Annotated in this window: 19 protein-coding genes; 10 read left to right on the top strand and 9 right to left on the bottom strand. The window is 39.3% G+C overall.

Annotated elements, in window-relative coordinates:
* The first annotated feature begins 203 nt into the window (after window positions 1-203).
* Both dnaB and IPI99_06255 read left to right on the top strand, forming a co-directional pair.
* Window positions 204-1,709 (top strand): replicative DNA helicase, encoded by a 1,506-nt coding sequence (dnaB, locus tag IPI99_06260; GenBank protein MBK7340113.1) that lies wholly within the window; start codon window positions 204-206, stop codon window positions 1,707-1,709.
* Window positions 1,687-2,481 carry an rRNA pseudouridine synthase gene (locus IPI99_06255; GenBank protein ID MBK7340112.1) on the top strand — a complete coding sequence of 265 codons (795 nt, stop codon included), beginning with the start codon at window positions 1,687-1,689 and terminating at the stop codon, window positions 2,479-2,481. The genes dnaB and IPI99_06255 overlap by 23 nt, the downstream gene beginning before the upstream one ends.
* 223 nt (window positions 2,482-2,704) lie before the next feature.
* On the opposite strand, the gene IPI99_06250 is transcribed toward IPI99_06255, so the two are convergent.
* The 3 genes from IPI99_06250 to IPI99_06240 all read right to left on the bottom strand — a co-directional run bounded on the left by IPI99_06250 (window position 2,705) and on the right by IPI99_06240 (window position 6,639).
* Window positions 2,705-4,366 carry an FAD-dependent oxidoreductase gene (locus tag IPI99_06250; protein ID MBK7340111.1) on the bottom strand — a complete coding sequence of 554 codons (1,662 nt, stop codon included), beginning with the start codon at window positions 4,364-4,366 and terminating at the stop codon, window positions 2,705-2,707.
* Window positions 4,367-4,520: 154 nt separating this feature from the next.
* Window positions 4,521-4,850, bottom strand: coding sequence for a hypothetical protein (locus IPI99_06245; GenBank protein MBK7340110.1), 330 nt, complete (start codon window positions 4,848-4,850; stop codon window positions 4,521-4,523).
* A gap of 4 nt (window positions 4,851-4,854) precedes the next feature.
* Complete coding sequence (locus IPI99_06240) at window positions 4,855-6,639, bottom strand: hypothetical protein (GenBank protein ID MBK7340109.1); 1,785 nt, start codon at window positions 6,637-6,639, stop codon at window positions 4,855-4,857.
* A 126-nt stretch (window positions 6,640-6,765) separates the two neighbouring features.
* Between IPI99_06240 and IPI99_06235 the strand changes: the two genes are divergently transcribed.
* From IPI99_06235 to IPI99_06225, 3 genes are all read left to right on the top strand, one after another.
* Window positions 6,766-7,200, top strand: a complete 435-nt coding sequence (locus IPI99_06235; protein ID MBK7340108.1) for a DUF4293 domain-containing protein — start codon at window positions 6,766-6,768, stop codon at window positions 7,198-7,200.
* Between the two features lie 82 nt (window positions 7,201-7,282).
* On the top strand, window positions 7,283-7,534 hold the full coding sequence (locus IPI99_06230; GenBank protein ID MBK7340107.1) for a 30S ribosomal protein S20: 252 nt from the start codon (window positions 7,283-7,285) through the stop codon (window positions 7,532-7,534).
* Window positions 7,535-8,159: 625 nt separating this feature from the next.
* Window positions 8,160-10,139 carry a T9SS type A sorting domain-containing protein gene (locus IPI99_06225; protein MBK7340106.1) on the top strand — a complete coding sequence of 660 codons (1,980 nt, stop codon included), beginning with the start codon at window positions 8,160-8,162 and terminating at the stop codon, window positions 10,137-10,139.
* A gap of 131 nt (window positions 10,140-10,270) precedes the next feature.
* Here the strand turns inward: IPI99_06225 and IPI99_06220 are convergent, their stop codons facing one another.
* Genes IPI99_06220 through IPI99_06210 form a run of 3 tightly spaced genes read right to left on the bottom strand, consistent with a single transcriptional unit; the run spans window position 10,271 to window position 13,391 of the window.
* Window positions 10,271-10,951 carry a rhomboid family intramembrane serine protease gene (locus tag IPI99_06220; protein MBK7340105.1) on the bottom strand — a complete coding sequence of 227 codons (681 nt, stop codon included), beginning with the start codon at window positions 10,949-10,951 and terminating at the stop codon, window positions 10,271-10,273.
* Between the two features lie 13 nt (window positions 10,952-10,964).
* Window positions 10,965-11,993 carry a tetratricopeptide repeat protein gene (locus tag IPI99_06215; protein ID MBK7340104.1) on the bottom strand — a complete coding sequence of 343 codons (1,029 nt, stop codon included), beginning with the start codon at window positions 11,991-11,993 and terminating at the stop codon, window positions 10,965-10,967.
* Window positions 11,994-12,005: 12 nt separating this feature from the next.
* Window positions 12,006-13,391 (bottom strand): Gfo/Idh/MocA family oxidoreductase, encoded by a 1,386-nt coding sequence (locus IPI99_06210; protein MBK7340103.1) that lies wholly within the window; start codon window positions 13,389-13,391, stop codon window positions 12,006-12,008.
* Between the two features lie 107 nt (window positions 13,392-13,498).
* Between IPI99_06210 and IPI99_06205 the strand changes: the two genes are divergently transcribed.
* Both IPI99_06205 and IPI99_06200 read left to right on the top strand, forming a co-directional pair.
* Window positions 13,499-14,428 (top strand): isoaspartyl peptidase/L-asparaginase, encoded by a 930-nt coding sequence (locus tag IPI99_06205; protein ID MBK7340102.1) that lies wholly within the window; start codon window positions 13,499-13,501, stop codon window positions 14,426-14,428.
* Window positions 14,429-14,450: 22 nt separating this feature from the next.
* Complete coding sequence (locus IPI99_06200) at window positions 14,451-15,980, top strand: NAD(P)H-hydrate dehydratase (protein ID MBK7340101.1); 1,530 nt, start codon at window positions 14,451-14,453, stop codon at window positions 15,978-15,980.
* An 18-nt stretch (window positions 15,981-15,998) separates the two neighbouring features.
* Here the strand turns inward: IPI99_06200 and IPI99_06195 are convergent, their stop codons facing one another.
* Window positions 15,999-17,291 carry a methionine adenosyltransferase gene (locus IPI99_06195; GenBank protein MBK7340100.1) on the bottom strand — a complete coding sequence of 431 codons (1,293 nt, stop codon included), beginning with the start codon at window positions 17,289-17,291 and terminating at the stop codon, window positions 15,999-16,001.
* Window positions 17,292-17,371: 80 nt separating this feature from the next.
* A complete protein-coding gene (locus IPI99_06190) occupies window positions 17,372-18,145 on the bottom strand; it encodes an AMP nucleosidase (GenBank protein MBK7340099.1) in 774 nt (257 codons plus the stop codon).
* Between the two features lie 82 nt (window positions 18,146-18,227).
* Here IPI99_06190 and IPI99_06185 point away from each other — a divergent pair, with 82 nt between their 5' ends.
* The 3 genes from IPI99_06185 to IPI99_06175 are packed head-to-tail and all read left to right on the top strand — an operon-like array spanning window position 18,228 to window position 21,853.
* Window positions 18,228-19,220 carry a polysaccharide deacetylase family protein gene (locus IPI99_06185; GenBank protein MBK7340098.1) on the top strand — a complete coding sequence of 331 codons (993 nt, stop codon included), beginning with the start codon at window positions 18,228-18,230 and terminating at the stop codon, window positions 19,218-19,220.
* Entirely contained in the window at window positions 19,210-20,304 is a 1,095-nt protein-coding gene (locus tag IPI99_06180) for a GNAT family N-acetyltransferase (protein ID MBK7340097.1), read from the top strand. The genes IPI99_06185 and IPI99_06180 overlap by 11 nt, the downstream gene beginning before the upstream one ends.
* Window positions 20,305-20,356: 52 nt before the next feature.
* A complete protein-coding gene (locus IPI99_06175; GenBank protein ID MBK7340096.1) occupies window positions 20,357-21,853 on the top strand; it encodes a polysaccharide biosynthesis protein in 1,497 nt (498 codons plus the stop codon).
* Between the two features lie 501 nt (window positions 21,854-22,354).
* Here the strand turns inward: IPI99_06175 and nadC are convergent.
* On the bottom strand, window positions 22,355-23,191 hold the full coding sequence (nadC, locus tag IPI99_06170) for a carboxylating nicotinate-nucleotide diphosphorylase (protein MBK7340095.1): 837 nt from the start codon (window positions 23,189-23,191) through the stop codon (window positions 22,355-22,357).
* Window positions 23,192-23,196: the final 5 nt, after the last annotated feature.

Here is a 23,196-nt window from a genome sequence, read left to right as displayed (position 1 = left end):
GTTTGATTATCAACTTCTGATTAATCTCCTTTAATTATATTGCAATTTCTTGTAATGTGTAAAGAAATTGTGCGAATATTGCTGATTAATTATCCACAAGTTTTCAACACTTTATCAACTGTTTTTCATTTTGTTGTAAAACATATGTAAATTGTAGATCATTTGATTAAGTCTAATTTTGCAAGCGCAAGCAAGACGAATATATGGCAGAGCCGATAAAAAATACCTTGAGACCTATCTCAGGATCTGGAAGACAGCAACAATCGGCTGATTTTTCAAACATTGCATACGAGAGAATTCAACCGCAGGCCAATGATATGGAAGAGGCCGTTCTTGGAGCAATCATGCTGGATAAAAATGCCATCAACGAAGCGCTGGAAGTTCTCAGACCGGAGTCTTTTTATAAACCTGTGCATCAGAAAATATTTGCAGCCATGATGACACTGTTTAACATGACTCAGCCTATTGATGTGCTTTCTGTCACAGAGCAGTTGCGCAAAACTCAAACTTTGGAAGAAGTGGGGGGAGTGCCTTTTATTTTGGAACTTTCCAATAAGGTGAGTTCTTCTGCAAATGTGGGACATTATGCGCGGATTGTCTCCCAGAAATATCTTCAACGTGAACTTATTCGAGTGTCAACACTAGTCATCAAAGACGCATTTGAGGACAGCAAAGATGTCTTTGACATGCTCGACAGTGCTGAACAAAACTTATATGCCATCACCGACAAAAACCTGAGAAGAGGATATGAAAGTGTTGGCTCATTGGCCTATCAGGCACAAAAGCAACTTGAAATATTGTCGCAAAATGCGGATCAAGTAGTGGGTGTTCCTTCTGGCTTCCCCGATTTGGATAAAATCACTTCCGGTTGGCAAAAATCAAACTTAATCATTGTAGCTGCAAGACCAGGTGTGGGAAAAACCAGTTTTACTTTGGCTTTAGCCAAAAATGCAGCCATGGATTACAAAAAACCGGTTGCGCTCTTCTCTCTGGAGATGAACAATCTGGAACTAGTGAATCGTCTTATATCTATGCATGCCGAGGTCAACGGATCGAGTTTGAGAAGTGGAAAGCTTTCTGACGATGAGTGGACGGGAATCCACCACGCCATTCAAGAATTGAGTGAAGTACCTATCTATATCGACGATACTCCTTCACTTAATATTTTCGAGCTGAGGGCCAAATGCAGAAGACTCCACCAACATCACAATGTCAGTTTGATCATCATCGACTACTTACAATTGATGACGCTGGGTACCAATGACAAACGCGGGTCGAGAGAACAAGAAATTTCGTCTATATCAAGAGCATTAAAAAGCCTGGCCAAAGAGCTCAATATCCCAGTAATAGCTTTGTCACAGCTCAATCGTGCTGCTGAAATGCATGGTAGTAAACGTCCGCAACTTTCGCATCTGAGAGAGTCAGGAGCGATAGAGCAAGATGCCGATATGGTTCTGTTCATCCACAGACCAGATTATTGGGATAACGCCGCTGATATGCCTGAGGTGCCCAAAGGGTATACAGAACTCATCATTGCCAAGCACAGGAATGGTTCAGTGGGCAGTATTTTCTTGAAATTTGTCTCGGATTATGCGAAGTTCTTGCCTGCAGAAAGTAGCTTTTCTTCCATGGGAGGAGGATTCCAAGATAGTATGCAGGTGATGATTAAACCTTCCAAACTCAACGATGATGACTACGTTCCATTCTAAGCCTCCAAGAGAAAAAAAACAGCGGACAGCTTCCGTCAAAGTGTCTGCACCTAAAGATGAATTGATGCGACTGAATAAATACGTCGCACATTGTGGCATATGTTCCAGAAGGGAAGCTGCTGAACTTGTCAAAAAAGGATTGATTTTGGTTAACAAGCAGGTGGAACTCAATCCATCATATATTGTCCAATCGAAAGACAAAATTTTTTACCAGGGAAATTTGATCACTCCCGAAGAGAAAAAAGTATATATTCTCATAAATAAGCCTAAAAACACGGTTACAACTTCCAAAGACGAAAAAAACCGCAAAACCGTCTTGGATATGGTCTCTAGCAGCGTCAAAGAACGCGTATATCCTGTTGGCAGATTAGATCGAAATACTACGGGTCTTCTGCTTTTGACAAATGATGGTGAATTATCACAAAAATTAGCACATCCATCTTTTCAAGTCAAAAAAATATACCATGTAGTTTTACACAAAAATCTTTCTGTCCCTGATTTTCAAAAAATATCTGAAGGCTTAATACTAGAAGATGGAAAAGCAAAAGTGGATGGAATCAGTTATGTAGATGGCAAAAAAAATGAAATAGGAATTGAGATACACTCAGGAAAAAATCGAATCATCAGAAGGATTTTTGAGAATCTCAATTATCAAGTTGAAAAACTGGATCGCGTCTATTATGCTGGTTTAACTAAAAAAAATTTACCACGCGGTAAGTATAGGCATTTGACCTCTCAAGAAGTGATTAACCTCAAGCATTTTTTGAAATAAATATCTGTCAATTAAGATTCATTTCCCCCTTGATCATAAATAAAGACTCGAAGATCTATTGCGCAGCTAATTGAATTTGAATTCAGGGATAATTGCAATAGTAAATTAGATATTGGAAAAAATTATAATTTGAATTGTTTGATACATACTTGGTTCCGTTCCTTTCAAGGAATGAATAAGTTGGAATGTTAGCCAACAATCTTGGCTCAATCCACAGAACTAATTAAGTAATCTGCAATTCCTTATCACAGAAACTCCAGGAATAGTAGCCGCCGGCCAAGTTGATCACGTCTGTAAAACCTCTTTGCCGCAAGATCCTCTCTGATAAATATCCGCGCAACCCCACTTGACAGTAAACGATCACCGGTTTATTCGGATCCAATTCTGAGATTCTGTCCCGCAGTTCGTCAATTGGAATGTGAAGGGCTTGTGGTATATGGCCTTTTTCAAATTCAGCCCGGGTACGTACATCCACAAGCTGGGATTCATTTGGTCTGAGTTTCAATTCATCCCATGTGATGGCTTTGCTTTTGCCTGTTAATCTGTTTTGTGCTACGAATGCTGCCATGTTCACCGGATCTTTTGCTGAAGAGTATGGAGGCGCATAAGCGTGTTCGAATTCTGTCAGTTCTTCAATAGAAGCTCCTCTCTGGACAGCAGTGGCCAGCACATCTATCCGTTTGTCCACTCCCTGAACCCCGATAGCTTGTGCACCCAACAATCTACCATCCAACTGTGAAACTGCCAATTGAATACTCATCAGATGTGACCCGGGATAGTATGTTGCATGTGAAGCGCTGTGAGTTGTTGATACTATATGTGGTACCTGAGCTATTTTCAGATGCTTGGAAGCCACACCTGAAGTTGCAATCGTTAAATCAAAGAGCTTCACGATAGCAGTGCCAATAGCGCCTTTGTATTTGGATTGATTTCCGAAGATTATATTATCTGCAACGATTCTACCCTGTTTATTGGCTGGTCCAGCAAGGTATGTAGGCATGGATTTGTGAAGGATCGGATGATCAAATTCAATAGCATCTCCCAAAGCATAAATATCCGGATCCGAGGTTTGTAAATACTCATTTACTTTGATAGCCTTGGTCGGACCTAATTCAAGTCCGGAGCTCTGAGCCAACTGGGTATCCGCTCTGACTCCAATGCTGAGGATGACTATATCAGCTTCTAGGGATTCTTTTTCCTTCAAATCGACAAATAAATGGGAATCCTCTAGGCGGATTCCGGTCATAGAGGTATTGAGATAAAGGTCCAGACCTTTGTGTCTTAAATGTTGCTGGGCGATTGCTGCGATCGCAAAATCTACAGGTGCTAAGATCTGTGACGCCATTTCTACTACACTAACATGCATGCCAAGATGATGTAGATTTTCTGCCATTTCAAGTCCAATAAATCCAGCTCCTATGACTACTGCTTTCGCATTAGACTTTCCCTCAGTAAATTTTTTGATTGCATCTGTGTCAGCAACATTGCGGAGTGTAAACACTCCCGGAAGTTGAAGACCGGGTAATGGTGGTCTGATAGGCTCAGCACCTGGTGATAAAATCAATTTATCATAATGCTCCTCGTAGGTCTCTTCAGAATTCAGATTCTTGATCAATACCGATTTTCTGTCTCGATCGATACGAATTACTTCACTACTAATCCGCGCATCAATTTGGAACCTCTGCCTGAACGAGGAGGGCGTTTGTACAAATAATTTTTGTCTATCATGTATCACGCCACCTATGTAATAGGGTAATCCGCAGTTTGCATAAGATATATATGCTGACTTCTCAATCAGAACGATTTCTGCGTTTTCGTCCATTCGACGCAACCTTGCTGCAGCGCTAGCTCCCCCTGCAACACCGCCAATAATCACTACTTTCATACTTTATTTATTCTCGTTGGGATCCCAAACGTACCCAATCTAATAAACTAAAAATGATTTTGTTTAAGATAACATCCAAAAATATTAAACAAAATAAAGCCTAAACAAAAATTGTGATATCCTCTATCCGTGATTTGGTCAAATCATAGAAACACTATTTTTTCCAGATATCTCTGACAAAAACAACTTCTTCCGAACAAACAGGTGGTTGGCACTCTCCGCAGATCAGGCATACTGTATCACATTTAGAATCAATAAAATAATCAGCACCGTCCACTGCTGCATGTTGTCTGTCCAGAAAGTACCAATTTTTCTCTCTAAATCTGTAAAGAGCAAAGCTGTGGGCATCCCCCAAACCCTTGAATTCCTCTAGTCTTTGTTGAACACATTCGCTTAGATCCGAATCAGTAAAATCACATTGTTTCTTGCATGACATAAGAAGTACGATGCCTGAAAACAATATGATTAATTTAAATGATTTCATAATATTATTGGATGATTTGTTTTAAAGATATAGGTTTTTCATTGAGTCTGGGTCTAAATCCTTCCAGAACTTTTGACTTTCCATCTTGTACAGGCAGCAGCTGTCCACTCGGCTTGATATAAAAATCTATATGTGATACTTTTTGATCTGGTGTAAAATGCAGGTTCATTCTACTGCATTGGATATAATTAGTTCCAATGTATTCTTTGGTGTCATCTTGAAGAAAATAAACTGACTCTGCATTTCCGGTGACAAACATTTGATGAAGCTTTTTTTGATTAAACACAGCGATGATTTCCCTTCCTTTAACCTGACTAATCAAACTATCCCTAGAGTCATTTAAAATAAACGCCTTTGGACGCATGGTTATTTCATCAAGGGAATTGTTTTTGAGCAATAACCAGACAGTATCTCCTGAAAACTGAGTGGTATCCGCCCACATTACAGGGTCTCCCAGCAGATGAAAAGTAGAATCTCGACTTTCAAAAAATACGGAATCACACTTCGCTTGGAGATTGTGGGACCATACCAAAACGTTTCCGTCTGCATTAAGCACTCGTGAGGAATCCGTTAGATAATATCGAATCTCAGAACTGAGTTGATCTGCCGCCAGATATAAAGAATCTTGATCAAGGACTGTAGCCAGATAAGGTCTATGCCCAAGTGCTTTAAAATATTGGTTCTGCTTGTGATAAATGAGTGTATCGGCAAACAAAGAATAATTGGCTATCGTATCTCTAACCTCCACCCGCCCTGTGGCTAGTCCGGAATCTGTAACAGATTGATAGTCCAATCTGTCCGAGATTATCGTCCTTGCTCCTTCCAATACTTCTGACCTACCTGTCATCAAAAGTGAAGATGTCTTACGATTGAATTGAATCGTGTCCCCTTTCAGGGTCCTTTCACCTTCCTTATACATGGAATTGCCTATGATGTATACCCAATTGGTGATTTCATTAAAATAGATACTGTCTCCTCTGGCTTCCTTTAGACTATCCCGAATCCAGGCATTGTTCTTCAAAGTAATGACGCCATTGCGTGTATCGTAACGAATGACCTCCGCATCTGCTTTCTGGCCTCCGTTTGTGTACTGCGGGTTATTCCTGAACTCGGATTGCTCTTTCTGAGTGTCGTAATAACCAGCTTCAGTATAAATTTTCAATTCCCCTTTGCGTATGGCTGTTGGGCCGGTGAAAACAACGATTTGCTTTTTCGCTTGATATACCAATGAATCCGCCAACAGCTGCATACTGTCTTTGAGTAGTACAATCACGGAGTCTTTGAAAAAAGCTTGTTCCTCCCGTGCGTGATAATAGCCTTTCTTACTGGTCAAATGTGTACTTCCACTGGTCAGGAGGGCGGATTGTGAATAACTGGCAATTCTACTCCTCAAATCATACCGCAACCTATTGGTAAACAGCTGTCTATCTCGATGCCTTAAGACTACCTTACCCGTAAAGTCAGCTTCAAGCTTATCGCCATCATAATAAAGAGTATCCCCAAAAATTTGCAGACTATCGCCTTCAACAATTCTCACATGACCCACTGCTTTAACTTTGTTGTCGAGGATAATCGCAGAATCGCAAAGCAGGTAAGTCTGTTTATGCTGAACCAATACATCGTGACTCAAATACTGGTATTCTTTACCATCAAATCGTTCAAACTTCCAAATATCTGCATGGATGACCGTGACTTTCCCACTGTCAGCTTGTGCGGCTATTTTGATAACACAGGAGACCAAAAAGATAAAAAGGATGAGACGAAATCCCAAAGTCGATGATTTTTGCAAATGAAACGCAAAAATAAAGCAAATCGTGCTTGTTAAGAATGAAATGGCTTGTATCTGATGAACAATGACTTCCAATGTCGTAAAATGCGGATGAAACAGTACATTTACAGCTCAAAAATCAAATCGATGATACAGCGAATTCAAACTTTATGGTTGTTCATGGCTGCACTCTGTTTTGGAATATCCCTAGTACCTCCCGTGTACTTACTTCAAACACAGTCTCCAGGGAGTGGTGTATTTTCAGACCAGATTCTTCACATCACTGAAAATAAGATATTATTGGGCGCTTGTATCTTATCTTCCTTACTTGCGCTGACGGCAATATTTCTGTTTAACATCAGAATCAGACAAGCACTTTTGAGTGGGATGGCAGCAATCATCCAATTGGTAGGGGTCCTTGGAGTTGGAATATGGTTGACTTATGAAAATCAACATCTAAATGACATGATCCCCGGAATTGCCATGTTACTCGGTGTCAGCGGCATATTATTTTGCTGGCTTGCTAATCGAGCAATTCGGAAAGACGAGACTTTGGTCCGATCCATGGATAGGCTTAGATAAATTTTAAAATTAAAAAAACATCCGTAGTTATTGAAAATATTGCTCAATGTTCACTATATTTGCGGTCCTTTAAAAAATATATATGGCAAATCACAAATCAGCTCTCAAGAGAATCCGCCAAAACATCGTGACCAGGATGGCAAATCGTTATTATAAGAAGTCTGCACGGACTGCAATAGCGAGGTTAAGGACAACGGAAGATAAGGCAGAGGCCAAGAAACAGTTACCTAAAGTAATTGGAATGATTGACAGGTTGGCTAAGAAAAATACATGGCATAAAAACAAGGCTTCTAATCTAAAGAGCAGCCTTATGAAGCGAGTTGCTTCTTTGTAGTAGATAGATATAGATACAAAATCAAGATAAAAAGGTCGGGTGGAAGATTTCATCCGACCTTTTTATTTACCGGCTTTCGGCATGAGAATCCTGTCAATCATTACATACCATTCATACTGCATTATTATTTATATATATATATTATTGTTTGTCAATACTTTGTGAAGACAAACAGCTTTTGTTCTGAAATGACAATCCATGCCAAATTTTTAGCAGAATTTTTTTAAAAAATAAAAAAAAACTTGACAGAAGTAAAAGTCGCTGTATATTTGTGCCTGCAACGCCAATACTTAGACTACTAAGAGAATTTTGTAAAATGTTGACAAAATTAATTGGGAAGTTTGCAAATAAATTTGAAATTTAGGGTGTTCTCATAGTGTTATTATTAAGGAGGTCGGGCCGCTCGGGTCCGGCCTCTTTTTTTTTTATATGTCATTTGCTCAAAGCCTAGTATTTTGTTCTCCTTGGAGATTCCACCTAACTTTTCGTGATGTTTGGATTAGTTAAAATTGGGTGCAATCCTAATCTTTTAAGAATTTTTTTACAACAATCGACCGAGAATGCTTAATATTGTTGACTTTTTTAAAAACCAACAATATTTTTACTTCACAACAAAAATTTTCCAATGAAAAGAAACTTTACTATTCTGCTTTCTTCGCTGCTCCTATTGTCTGTAATTACAGTGCAATCACAAGCGGTGAGAAAAGTATTGGTGGAGGAATTCACCAATGCTTCGTGTGGGCCATGTGCAGTGTATGGTCCTGCTTTTACTGAAAAACTTCGAAATCAGGCTGAACATGTCGTCGTTTTGAAGTACCAATGTGAGTTTCCGGGAGTAGATCCAATGAATGCGCAAAACAAGTCAGAGGTATCTACCAGATACAATTCAACTTATCCGGCAGTCCCTTCACAAGGAATCCCATATTGTGCGATGGATGGCAATAAATACAACGGACATATTGCAAATTTGACCGAACAACTTTTGATCAACAGAGCTGCCGTAACCAGTCCATTGGAAATGACCCTAGATCACAATTTGACTGAAAAAAATGATTCTGTCGCTATATCCGTTACGATCAAAAATGTAAGCAGTAATCCGATTGCTGCAAATGCAGCAATTCTACACATTGCTCTTATAGAAAAGGTGATTAAGTTTGCTTCCCCTCCAGGCACCAATGGGGACAAGACTTTTCCATCTGTGATGCGCAAAATGGTGCCAAATGCAAATGGCACTACCTTGACTACAGAATTGCCTGCCGGAGAAAGTAAAACATTCAATTTCACGATTCCTATACCATCATATATATATGACTACACTCAACTTGGTGTTGTGAGTTTTGTACAGATGAAAACTTCAAAAGAGATACTCCAAGCAAGGGAAAGTCTGCCTAAACCTTTGTTAGGGAATTTTTATGATGTTTCTGCCAATTATACTCCTGAAACAAGAACTAGTTATTGCGACAATATTTACAGTGTTTCCATAGAACTCACAAATAAATCTACAGGTACTGATACGATCAAATCTATCGGAATATTACCCTATCAAAATGGAGCCAAGCGCCCTCGATCTGTATGGAAAGGCACCTTACTTCCGGGAGAAAAAACAACGTATAAAATTAGTAATATTTCACTTCCAAACGGTATAGTGCGGTATAGCTGGACAATTGACACAATCATTACCAATAATGGAGTAGTAAAAGACGTTGGAAGTGTGAATAATCTGAGCGACGAATACCGTTTAATTGTTGTTCCAAATGCGGCTGCCTCTGCTCCTTTAAATTTCGATTTTGAAAATGTATCAGTTGGTAGTATACCTACTAATTTATATACTGAACTTGGTACTGGATTTAGAACTTTTGTCGCTGATAAATCCGCAGGTGGAGTGACTTGGGAGATGGGAGGCTTTGGACAATCTGCTAAGAGTCTGTTCATTGATTTAAATTCACCTGCGCCAGGAATTACAAGTAATTTTATTTTCAGCAAACTAAATTTCTCAGCGGTCAATAATGCAAAATTCTTTTACTCTATCGCGCATGCTCAGGCATATGATTTTTCTGACAACTCAATTGATTTGCAATACTCCACTGATTGTGGCGCTACTTGGAAATCAGCAGGTATTAAGTCGGGAAAAGAATTGGCCTCTGTTGCAGATCCGGTAGATCCATTGGTTACTTTTTTTGTACCACAGGTTGATCAATGGAAGACAGATTCATTTGATCTTAAAGAATTAGATGGTTTAGCCGATGTATTAATCAAGTTGGCTATCACTTCAGGTGGCGGTCAAAGCTTGTTCCTCGATGATTTTAGTTTCAGAGAAGGCGCAGCTCCGGTAGGTTTCCCTGAGATAGAAAATTTGCGCAGTATTACTGTTTATCCAAATCCGGTTTCTAAGGATTTAGGCATAGAGTTGATATCTGATGCTGTTCAAGTTCTTCGTTTTGAAGTGCTTGATCTCAATGGACGTGTCGTATCCCAATTTGGTCAAAAAAATATCAGTGCTGGTAAAAATATTTTACAATTCCCGATCGATTTGACTTCGGGAATGTACCAATTGAAGATCAGTTCACCAAATGGAGTGAGCACGAGAAAAATAAATGTGCAATAAGTTTTACACTTCATAACAAAATAAAAAGGGCTCGAAAACGAGCCCTTTTTATTTTAGAGAATATTACATTATAATTTTTCTTGAAGCTTTTGAGCAAGGATAAAAAAGTATAAATCCCTTTTATTATAAAATCATTCGTCTTCAATATATCTATATTTATTACGATAAGATTTTCGTGCCAAAAATCCCGCAAGCATACCGAATACAAACCCACCAATATGTGCCCACCATGCAACACCTGAGGATTCTTCACCTACTGGTTGCAGAGAGCCGATTCCCGCAAACATCTGCTGAATAATCCAAAAGCCTAGAAAAAAAATTGCAGGGATATAAACACTTGTGAATAAGATCAAAATCAGGACTTTGATCCTGGAAGATGGAAACATCACCAGGTAAGCACCCATCACCGCTGAAATTGCACCACTTGCACCAACCATAGGCATTTCACTTCCGGAATTCAAAGCAATATGGATTAGTGCTCCTACTATACCGCCAAGCAGATAAAATATGATGAAATTGAAGGTTCCTACTATGGCTTCAATGTTATCTGCGAACACCCATAAGAAAAGCATATTACCTATCAGATGCATCCAGCCTCCGTGAAGGAACATACTGCTCAGCAAAGTGTACAAATCCTGACCATACACGATTTCTTGTGGGATTGCACCGTAAGTGAATATAAAAGCTTCACTTCCTTCCAATCCAAGATTTAGTTCATATAAAAAAATGAGAACATTGGCTACTATTAAACTATAGGTAAATATGGGCTTCTGTCCGCCTTGAATCTGATCGTCTCCTATTGGAAAAAACATGCTTGTTTCAATTTTATTTTTCTGTAGTTAATAAAAGCTCTTTAGCTTCATTATCAGTTGGATTAAGGCTGGTGCATTTCAATAAATCTTGTCGAGCAGCAGTTTTATTGTTCTGCAATATATAAGCCTGAGCACGATGAAAATAATTGGATGATTCTGCCGGATTGAGCTCAATGGCTCTAGAAAACTGCTTGATTGCAGCATCAAGAGAATCTTCACTCTTGTAGAGTATTCCCAAATTATAAAAAGCCGGTTCGTATTGCGGAAAGCGGTCACAAATCTGCCGATACAATTCTATGGATTCTTGAACGCGGTTGAATTTCTGTAATGCATACGCTTTGTTGTGTAAAGTCTCCACATCATCCGGATGTATCCTGATGGCATTGTCGTAATACTGGATTGCACGCGGATTATTTTTTTCTGTATACAGATCCCCCAACTGTATCCAAGCTTCTACCAACTCTGGATCAAAATCCGTAGCTTTTTGATAACTGGATATCGCCTTTGTCGTATCACCCATTTCGTACAATAGGTGACCTGCGAGATAATATGCTTTGGCATTCTGTGGATCAATCATGAACACCTTGTCCATGACTGTCATCGCTTGGATATGTTGCTGTAAGATCAACTGAAGCCGTGCAATTTTGAGCAGTACCTCTACATTATCCGGAAACAAAGCAAGCGCGCGATCTAAAATCTCTTTTGCTGATTTAGATTGAGCATTCGCCAGATACACGTCTGACAGGTAGAGATAGTAATCTTTGTTTAATGAATCGAGAAATATAGCCTTATTTAGATCTGCGATTGAGGAATCCAATAATTGCCTTTGAAAGTAAAGATTTGCCCTTTGCAAATACAAACTGTCTGCATATGGATTGGCAGCGATCAAGCTGTGCATGAAACCGAGCGAATCCAGCGATCCGGCATTGTTTGTCTGAGCTTGTGGTTGGGGTGAATTGCAAGAGAATTGAATATGCACTAAAATCAATGCCAGAAGTGGAAAATGCTTCGTTTTCAATCTAAAAATTGAGCGGGAATTCATTGTTTGGTCCTATTATACTTTTATAAGTATTTGCTTTTTGGTTTTGCGACTTTTTTCCATCGCAAATCCCATAATATGTGACTCTATCGATGCTTCAATTGTAGAACTCAAAAGTTCGGGTTTATGTTGCGCAACAGCCTGCACCCAATCTGCAACCAGGTTGAAGTCACCTCCACCGTGTCCACTATTTTTATAAATTCCGACTTCGTCTTCATCTACATCCCATTCTGTTGTTGTGTCTGTCCTGAAATCTGTGTATGAGAATTTTTTCATATCTCCTACAATGTCACCCATAGATCCCATAATACGTGTTCTCCTGCCATGATATGAAGTAAAAGCTTCCATGTTGAAACTTGCAGTAATTCCATCTTCAAAAAGTACATTGCTGACGATATGATCCGGCTGGTCATTGTCCATCTGATAGACACATCTGCCGTAATTGGTAGTTTGTAATTGTTTATGAATAAAATCCGCATGCAGCTCTTGCTGCTCCGGGAGATCAAAAACATAAGTATAACTTCTTTTTCGAAGATAAATAGACAAAGCGGAATAAGGACATTCAGCTTCAATTTTGCAACCATCAGTACACCTCGGAGTGCTTCCCGGAGGTGCATTTTCGGGTTTAAACCAGCTCAATGAACCAAAAGCGCTCACCATCTTTGAAGGTTTATTTATCATCCATCTCATGATATCCAGATCATGGCAGGATTTAGCCAAAATGATAGGCGTAGTTGCTTTGGAATCATGCCAATTCCCCCTCACAAATGAATGAGCCATATGAATATGTTCGATAGGTTCGAAATGCTGCATGCTGATAAGCTCCCCTATCGCACCCGAATGGATAAGATTTTTTAGTTTTATGAAATATGGTGCATATCGCAAAACATGGCAGACTGCTACAATCCTGCCTGTTTTCTGCACCATTTTAAGGATATTGCGGCATTGTTGCTCAGTTTGAGCCATAGGTTTTTCAAGTAAAACATCATATCCAAGAGCAAGTGCCTGCATACAGGGCTCGTAGTGCAAATGATCCGGCATCGTGATGATTATGGCATCTGCAAATTTTGGTCTATTGAGCACATGTTCCCAAGTGATGAATGCCTTATCTACGTCAATTTGATGCTTTTTGATGTACCTTTCCTTCCTCAGCACAATCGGTTCAGCTACACCAACTATTTTAAGCTGGTCAGGATATTTAGTAGCATATGATCCATAAGTATTCCCCCTTGCTCCTGCACCGAGTGTAATTGCAGTCACGGGTTTTTGCAATGATAGATGACGAGGATCCCTTTGATGCAGTATCTGATTTGAATTCGCGATCCATTGCTCGATGGGAAAAGACTTTGTTCCTATAACTAAGCCCAGGGCTTGGAGGGCCTTTCTTCTTGAAAAACTCATGGTACAACAGGATTGATTGAGTGTAAAAATAAAGTTAAATGACGAGATTATGTGCCTTGAACGGAATACAGTCTGAATTTGCTTACTTTGCAAAAAAAACAAAACCAATGCATAAAATTGGGATAGCCATCCATGGAGGAGCAGGAACTCTTCGACCTCAGGACATGAATGAAGAAAGGGAGAGCCTTTATAAAAGAGAGTTGAAATTTGCCATTCAAAAAGGAGTAGAAATCCTTAGTGCCGGTGGAAGTGCTTTAGAAGCGGTAGAAAAAGCGGTGGTAGCACTGGAAGACTGTGAATTATTTAATGCTGGTAAAGGCTCTGTTTTTACTTCTAATGGAATCCATGAAATGGATGCTTCTATTATGGATGGCAATGGCGGAAAGGCCGGAGCTGTGGCTTTACTGCGCAATGTAAAAAATCCCGTTTCACTTGCTCGGCTAGTAATGGAAAAAACAAACCATGTTCTATTGGCCGGAGAGGGAGCCGAGTTGTTTGCAAAGGAAATAGGAGTGAAATTTGAACCAGATGACTATTTTTATTCTCAACACAGATATGATCAGTTGGAACATGCAAGACACTCTGACAAGGTAATTCTGGACCATAGCGTATTGAATGAAAAAAAGTTTGGGACAGTTGGAGCAGTCGCATTAGATCAAAGTGGAAATCTGGCGGCAGCTACAAGTACAGGAGGTATGACCAATAAAAAATATGGTCGAATTGGAGATAGCCCCCTCATTGGTTCTGGAACATATGCATCAAATGAAAGCTGCGCTGTTTCTTGTACAGGATCAGGCGAGTATTTTATACGTACAAATGCAGCTTTCCATGTTTCAGCGCTCATGAAATATGGAGGTAAAAATCTAAGTGAAGCGACGGGAGAGTTAATCCATCATATATTGCCAAAAATTGGAGGTGACGGAGGATTGATAGGCATAGATCGAAATGGAAACATTTCGATGGTATTCAATACCGAAGGCATGTACCGCGCCAGCTGGAATGAAGATGGTGAAATTCAGCTCAGGATTTATTCTTGAAAAATAAATAAAGCAGCTTATAGTGAAATTATTTACAGGAAAGCAGATTAAGGAATACGATCAATACACCATCCGTGAAACACCAATTACTTCCTATGATTTAATGGAGAAAGCCTCCAGATCACTTTCTTTCGAAATTTTAAAGAACTGCGGAACTGAATCCAATTATATCGTGGTGTGTGGGTACGGAAATAATGGAGGTGATGGCCTTGCAATTGCAAGAATGCTTCATACACGTAAAATAAAAGTGCAGGTCTTTCTGTGCAACCCGGGTGGTATTCTAATGAGTCCTGAGACAAAAAAAAATTTAGAATTGCTAGAGGATTTGATATCGGTATGTCAAGTCAATGCTGTTGAAGATTTCAATCCGGATATCGTAGAGAGAAGTATCATCATTGACGCTTTGCTCGGCTCAGGGACAAACAGAAGACCTCAGGGATTATATCTGGAAATCATCCGTCGGATGAATAACAGTAAAGCAAAAATCATTTCTGTGGATCTTCCTTCCGGGCTTAAGACGGAAGAAATATTATGTTCAACAGATATGGATATGGTGGTACATTCAGACTTCACCTACGCCATTGAACAGGCTAAGCTCAGCTTTTTTTACCCTGAAAATGAAAAAGCGGTAGGTGAATGGTCAGTGATCAAGATTGGTTTACATCCTCAGTTTTCTAAAATCACCGAAAGTCCCTATTACTTGATTGATGCAGAGGAAATAAAAAACATTTACAAGCCAAGGAGCAAATTTTCGCATAAGGGTACATTCGGACATTGCTTGATTATAGCCGGTTCAAAAGGTAAAATGGGTGCTGCTTCGTTAGCTTCAAAAGCAGCCCTTCGGTCAGGAGCAGGTTTGGTGACAGCGTTTGTTCCAAATGTAGGAATTGACATTATTCAATCCACTGTGCCTCAAGTGATGGCAATGGAAGGAGGACCTCATGAAAATATCAGTGAGGCAGTTGATAGAATAGAAGATTTTGAGGCAATTTGTATTGGACCCGGCATCGGTAAAAAGCAAGCAACGAAGGAGGTCTTGGAACGGTTATTGAAGTCATCCAAAAGACCTGTTGTTCTCGATGCAGATGCATTGAATCTTTTGGCGGAGCATAAGAATTTATTGAATTTTCTGCCAAAGGAAAGTATCCTGACTCCCCATCTTAAAGAATTTGATCGAATATGTGGTGAACATTCCGACAGCTTTTCGAGGCAGGAAGGTCAACAGAAGTTTGCTAAGAAATTTGGTGTTTATGTAATTCTCAAGGGTGCTCATTCCTGCATTGCAAGTCCTGACGGCAGCTTGTGGTTTAATGCAACCGGCAACCCGGGAATGGCTACAGCAGGTAGTGGAGATGTATTAACTGGGATAGTATGTTCCTTGTTATCACAGGGTTATACCTCTCAGGAGGCCTGTAAATTGTCGGTATATGTTCACGGTTTAGCAGGAGATTTGGCTCTTAGAAATCAATCTACAGAATCCCTTTGCGCTGGTGATATCATTGATTCTTTAGGTCTTGCTTTTAAGCAAATCCAGCACTTTTCATCTCATTAAATCAGCAAAATTGTATTATTATTTCAGATTGAATGCCTTTCGAATAGGTCTGACCATGTCCAGTTTTTCCCAAGTAAAAAGCTCCACTTTCACTATTTTCGAACTTCCTTCCGGAGTTGTAAACACTTTTTCCACAATGCGATTCTCTCTACCCATGTGACCGTAGGATGCTGTTTCGGAATAAATGGGATTGCGCAATTTGAGTCGTTGCTCTATGGCATAAGGTCTAAGGTCAAATAATTTTTCAATCCTTCTCGCTATTTGACCGTCAGTCAATTTTACTTTAGCGGTGCCATAAGTATTGACATAAAGGCCACAAGGTTTAGCAAGTCCAATGGCATATGAAACCTGGACCAATACTTCGTCACAAAGTCCGGCAGCAACCATGTTCTTTGCTATATGCCTCGTAGCATAAGCTGCGGATCTGTCTACTTTAGATGGATCTTTGCCCGAAAAAGCGCCACCTCCGTGAGCACCTTTGCCCCCGTAGGTATCTACTATGATTTTACGACCGGTCAAGCCTGTATCACCATGAGGACCGCCAATTACAAACTTTCCTGTAGGGTTAATGTGATACTTGGTTTCTGAATTGAATAATTTTTGGATGGCAGCTGGCAGTTTTCTCTTCACACGAGGTATTAAAATATGCTTGATATCATCGGCAATCTGCTCCAACATTACCTTGTCGGCTTTTTCTTGATTTGCTTGGGTCTTGGTTTTAGCAACAATAAACTCATCGTGTTGTGTAGATATCACTATGGAGTCAATGCGAAGAGGTCTGTTATCATCGTTATATTCAATTGTAACCTGACTTTTAGCGTCCGGCCTCAGGTAGGTCATCACTTTCTTGTCTTTTCGAATACGAGAGAGTTCTTGCAATAGCATATGTGCCAAATCAAGGGACAAAGGCATGTAGTTTTCAGTCTCATTCGTAGCATATCCGAACATCATTCCCTGATCTCCTGCACCTTGCTCAATTTTTTTCTTCTTGTCAACACCTCTGTTGATATCAGCACTTTGTTCATGGATTGCACTCAATACGCCACAGCTGTTTGCTTCGAACATATACTCACTTCGAGTATAACCTATCTTTGCAATGACATCCCGAACTATTTTTTGAACATCCAGATAGGTTTTAGTTTTGACTTCGCCTGCTACTACTACCTGGCCAGTTGTCACCAATGTTTCGCAAGCAACCTTTGATTCTTTGTCAAAAGCTAAAAAGTTGTCAATAAGAGCATCTGAAATTTGATCGGCTACTTTATCCGGATGGCCTTCAGAAACTGATTCAGACGTAAAAAGATATGGCATAAAATTATATATATAAATTTTGAATGTGCAAATATAAGATATTCATGCTTTTTGACAAACAAGCTCCCATTGGGGATTTATCAAAATTTCAAATGTCTTACTGTCATGGAATTGTTGATCAACTGCTTTAGGGAATCGATACCGATGCGCAAATGAAGTTCAGCATGATTTACAGTAACAGATTTGTCACTTTCTTCAGTTTTTACCCCTTCCGGAACCATAGGCATATCTGAAACGAGCAGAAGTGCTCCTGCAGGCATACGATTCTTGAAAGCAGCAATAAATATCGTAGCTGTTTCCATATCAATGGCCAGCGCTCTCAATCTGGTGAGATATCTTTTGAAATCCACACGGTGTTCCCACACACGTTTGTTCGTGGTATAAACTGTGCCTGTCCAGTAGTCCCTATCACAATCTCTTATCGTAGTAGAAATCGCTTTTTGGAGGGCAAATGCAGGCAGTGCTGGCACTTCAGGTGGCAAATAGTCATTCGAAGTTCCTTCCCCTCTGATGGCAGCAATAGGCAAGATGAAGTCCCCTACCTTGTTTTTACTCACCTTTAATCCACCACACTTTCCAAGAAAAAGTAAAGCTTTGGGTTGTATGGCTGAGAGAAGGTCGATGATGGTACCCGCATTTGGACTTCCCATACCAAAATTGATTATGGTGATATTGTCTGCTGTGGCATTGATCATACTCCGATCTCTTCCCTTGACTTCAACATTGTGCCATCTAGCGAATTCTTCTACGTAATGGCTGAAGTTCACCAACAAAATATACTGACCAAAGTCATTCAAAGCCGTGCCGGTATACCGGGGCAACCAATTTTCAACTATCTCGCGTTTTGTTTTCATATCTTCTGCAATAAAATTCCGTCAAATATAAGTCCATGCATAGTATGCTGTGTAATTTGCAGCTTCAAAAGCTAAAACTGCTATGGCAGGCTACCGGGATAAATTTATAATTAATTTTCATTCACTGACGACGCCAATGTCTTTGTCTTGGTGGTTAGAGCGCAGTCAAATCAAATTATTTTGTCCTGTATATCATCTTGTCAGTGACAAGATTCCAGACCATATCAAGCATTTATATCCGGTACGAAGCACGACACAATTTGAAAATGATCTCGATCTGATGTTGAAATTTTTTGAACCTATTAACATCGTTCAACTTAAAAATATTCTCAAAAACGGGAACAACTCCGGCAAGAGATATATGTTCCTCAGCTTTGACGACGGTTTGAGCGAGATGAATCATATCGTTGCGCCAATCTTGAAAAAAAAATCAGTTCCCGCTGTTTTCTTTATAAATCCTGCATTTGTTGACAATAAAAATTTGTTTTTCAGACACAAGGCCAGTATCCTGATAGAGTATCTTTCTAAAAATAAAATCCTTGACTTCATTACTAAGAGCCAACTAAAATCCTTAAACTATCTACAACAGAACCTTGCAGATGAAATCGCTAATCAACATCAAATCAATTTCGATAATTATCTCCAACAGAACACACCCTATCTCACAAAAACCGAAATCGAACAATTAATTCATCAGGGCTTTGATATTGGAGCACACAGCTGGGATCATCCACAATATGAGCTCCTTCCACAATCTGTACAAATTGAACAAACGATTAGAAGTATTGATTATGTAACATCTGCATTTCAGGTGGAAGTCCAGAGTTTTGCTTTTCCTTTTACAGATTATGGCGTTCAAAATAATTTTTTTAGAATTTTAGCTCAATATTATCCTGAATCTCTGACCTTTGGTTGTGCAGGATTAAAAAATGAAATTTTTCCAAACCATATTCAGAGAGTACCTATGGAAGTAAAAGATCTGAATGCTCAACAAGTATTGAGTGCAGAGTTGTGTTATTATAATATCAAAAAATTCTTCGGAAAAGATAAAATAGTAAGGGCTGATGGAATTTAAGTATTTCAATAAAAATCAATTAGAACGATATATACATTCAGATCAATTTTGGAAGGCAGATTATATTCCTATCAGCACTCATCGGGCCCTTTCTCAAATAAAAAATCCACGAGCAAAAAATGAAGACATTCTGCTCATAAGCGCTGAAGAAAATGGCAAGTTAATAGGGTATATAGGTATCCTGCCTGATGATATCGTTCAAGAAAATAAATCTGCAATACATTTTGGATGGTTTAGTTGTTTGTGGGTTGATCCTGTACTTCGAGGCAGAAGCATCGGAAAACAGTTGGTAAATCGTGCGCTTGAGGCCTGGAATGATCATATCTGCATTACCGATTACACGGATGAAGCCAACATCCTGTACAATAAGACAAACAAATTTCAACATGACAATCTCAATGAAGGAATAAGAATTTATCAAAGATTTGATACTGCTTTTATTTTATCTTCTAAACACAATTTCTTTAGGCAAATCAAAGGTATTCTTAAGCTCTCTGATCGAATATTGAATTATATTGCTGACAAGCGATATTTATTTTACAGCCCAGACTCTGATAAACACAATTTTTTTGAAGTCAATCAAATTGATCAAGGTCTTTCTGATTGGATTTTGGATAAAAATACTAAAAACAAGTTCCGGAGAACTCAATTGGAACTCAATTGGATAAGAGAGTATCCCTGGCTCCTGATGAAGCCTGAAAACAGCGAAAGTAAAAAATATTATTTTTCATCAATCAGCCAGTATTTTAAAAATCATTTGGTTGTACAAAAAGATTCGAATGGAGAATACTCTGATGTCTTGATGCTCAGCATCAGGAATTCACATTTGAAAGTTCTTTATGGTCATCTTACAAATCCTCAATCTACATTTTCATTTTTACGTCAATTTATTATACAGAATCGAATTTCAACGATTAGTATTTTTCATCCTGAATTGGTCTTACAAATGAAAAAACAATTTGTATTTTGTTTGTACAAAAAACCTATCTCAAAGAGATTCCGGATTTCAATGGATCTTTGGCCTTTCTTGAAAGATTATTTGAAGGAGATTCAGTGTGGTGATGGTGACAGTTGTTTTACCTGAGGTACAAATCTTCTAAAATACTACCTTTACATTGTAAAACCAAGTCCTAACTTTGAGTGTACTGCGATCACTGCTGAAAGAGACAGTTTTGTATGGCATGAGCTATAGCCTTGTCCGTGTATTGCATTTTGTGATCATGACACCTTACCTCACTTCCGTGTTCAAGGATGAAAAAGCATATTTTTCTTTACAGACCGAGATTTATTTTTTGATTGCGTTGATGGTTGGTATTTTGAGTTTTAGAATGGAAACGGCGTATTTCCGATTTGTCAGCGATAATCAATTTAAGAAATCAATCTACCCGACTGCATCACGAATGATACTAAGCGCGTGCGTGCTTTTTTCTATTTTTTCCATTGCATTCAGGAAGCAAATTGGTGAATGGCTGTCTTATCCAGATCTGGGCAATGTCTTGATCCCTGCATTCCTGATCATTGTCCTCGATGCAATGATTGGACTCCCTTTTGCAAGATTGAGATTTGAAAAGCAAGCACGTAAATATGCCTTGATTAAAGTTAGTTCCGTATTACTGACAATTCTGCTCACGGTTCTATTAATAGAATACAGGCATCTGGTGCAACCCTGGGTGAAGCTGAGTCAGGATGCTCATTTAAAAGTTTTCTGTATCCTTCTGGCAAATGTATTAGGAAGTGCCTCCTCTTATGCTTTGCTCATTCCCGAAATCAGACATACATTTGATCCACCGGACAAGAAATTATATCTAAAATTGTTTCATTACACCTGGCCTTTGGTATTTGTGACAATCGCATATACTATAAACCAGTTTGGAGGAATCAGTTTTCTAAAATATCTGATGCCCGGCACCGCTTTGGAAAACCTCAAACAATCTGCTGACTATTCAGCTGTATTGAGGCTTGCCGTCATCATGAATATTTTCGTAACAGCTTTTAATTATGCAGCCGAGCCATTTTTCTTCAGGAATGCCACAGCGAAGGACAGGGTGGAAATATATAGCAAGACCAGCTTGTATTTTATTATCGCTTCTTCTATACTTTACCTGATCGTTTGCCTGTTCAGAGATATTCCCGCTCTGCTGCTTAACCAGAATTTTAGGGGTTCGTTGTCCCTGTTGAGCATTTTGCTCATCTCCAATATTCTTGTTGGTTTGTCTTCTAACTTCTCTACATGGTATAAACTGTCAGATCGAACATTTATCGCTGCCTGGATCAGCCTGATATCACTTTTGATAACTGCTGTGCTAAGTGTATGGCTAATACCACTCTATGGTACAACAGCTACTGCCTGGATACTATTGGTGTGCAATCTTTTTATCACTGTCGTATCCTACCTGATCGGAAATAAATATATGTCTCAAAGTTATCCGTTGATGAGAATGAGCGGATACTTATTGGCAGCGGTAGGGATAAGTATCCTCACAGATTATTTTTATTCCTCAATAAGCCTCTCCGCTTTGATGAAGTACTTCATCAATATTTCAATCTTGCTCCTTTATATAGGAATCTGCTACCGACTTGAGTTTTCAAATCATGCCAGAAAAAGCAGGAAGGAATTTCATCCTGAGGCTTGATTTCAGGCCCAAAAATAATTCAAAAAAAAATCTTTTATTTCGAACTCACATGATGATTTTTTATCACAGGATACCTGAAAACACTGTATACTATGTCATATTACATGAATCTGTTATGGCATCATTTTTGAAAAGTATAGGATGTCTGAATAAACCGATCAGGCTTGAAAAATAGCCACCTTGTTTTGCCGATAGATTTTTGACCAGGGGACAACTCCGGTTGTTCTGTATTGCGCTGACATGATGATGTCGGGGTCGTGTGTGTGTATTGTATATTCGGAAAAGTAAAAATGAATAGAGTATTGAATCATTTTGCTTGTGCTATGCAATACTCACCAACAACAGTGAAGAAAACGATTTATTGTTAATAACCAAAAATCAAAAGTGTATGAAGACGGACCAGTCCCCAGTGGCATTCTACAAGGATCTTAGGTTTTGGTTGGTGATGATATTCACAACTGTATTGGTTGTATATCTTCTAGCAACTTATCCGGCCTGAGCTTATTGTATCTTCAAGCTTAAATCGAGGCTTCCGGCACTGTGAGTGAGTGCTCCTACGGAAATGAAGTCCACTCCGCATAAAGCGATCGGACGTACAGTTTGTAGGTTTACTCCTCCGGAAGCTTCGGTTTCAAAGCGATGGTCTATCAAACTGACCGCTTCCTTCAACAATCCCGTATCAAAGTTGTCCAACATGATACGGTTCACACCTCCGATAGACAGCACTTGCTCACATTCATCCAGGTTTCTAACCTCCACAGTGATTCCTATTTGTTCCATACCATTCTGATGTTGATAAGCTTTGACTGCTTTGATGGCATCTGTAATGGAACCACAAGCTTCGATATGATTGTCCTTGATCATAAACCAATCATACAAGCCATCCCTGTAGTTGTGGCAACCTCCGATACGCACAGCCCACTTTTCCAATTGGCGATTCAGGGGCGTGGTTTTCCTCGTATCCAAAATAGTCACAGGAAGTCCAGAAACGGCCTCGGCAAATTTTCTACTCAAACTTGCAATACCGCTCATTCTTTGCATGGCGTTCAATACTAATCTCTCAGCTTTTAACAAATCTCTGCTGGATCCACGCACCTCAAAAGCGATATCGCCATACTTTACGGAAGTCCCATCAGAAATCGTTTGCTCAAATTGAATCGCAGGATCGACAAAGTCGAAAACCATTCTTGCGAATTCAACTCCTGCCAGTACACCGTCATCTTTGACTTTTAGATGTGCTACAGACTTGTTAGTGATTGGTACACATGCCAACGAGGTGATATCTCCAGACCTGACATCCTCAGATAGGCTTTCTTCAATAAACCGTTTTAAGTCCATTTTGA

It is taken from the genome of Saprospiraceae bacterium (assembly GCA_016710235.1).
Classification (GTDB): Bacteria; Bacteroidota; Bacteroidia; order Chitinophagales; family Saprospiraceae; genus Vicinibacter.
Note: the sequence above shows the minus strand (reverse complement) of the source record. Positions and strands in the feature narration are given on the sequence as shown.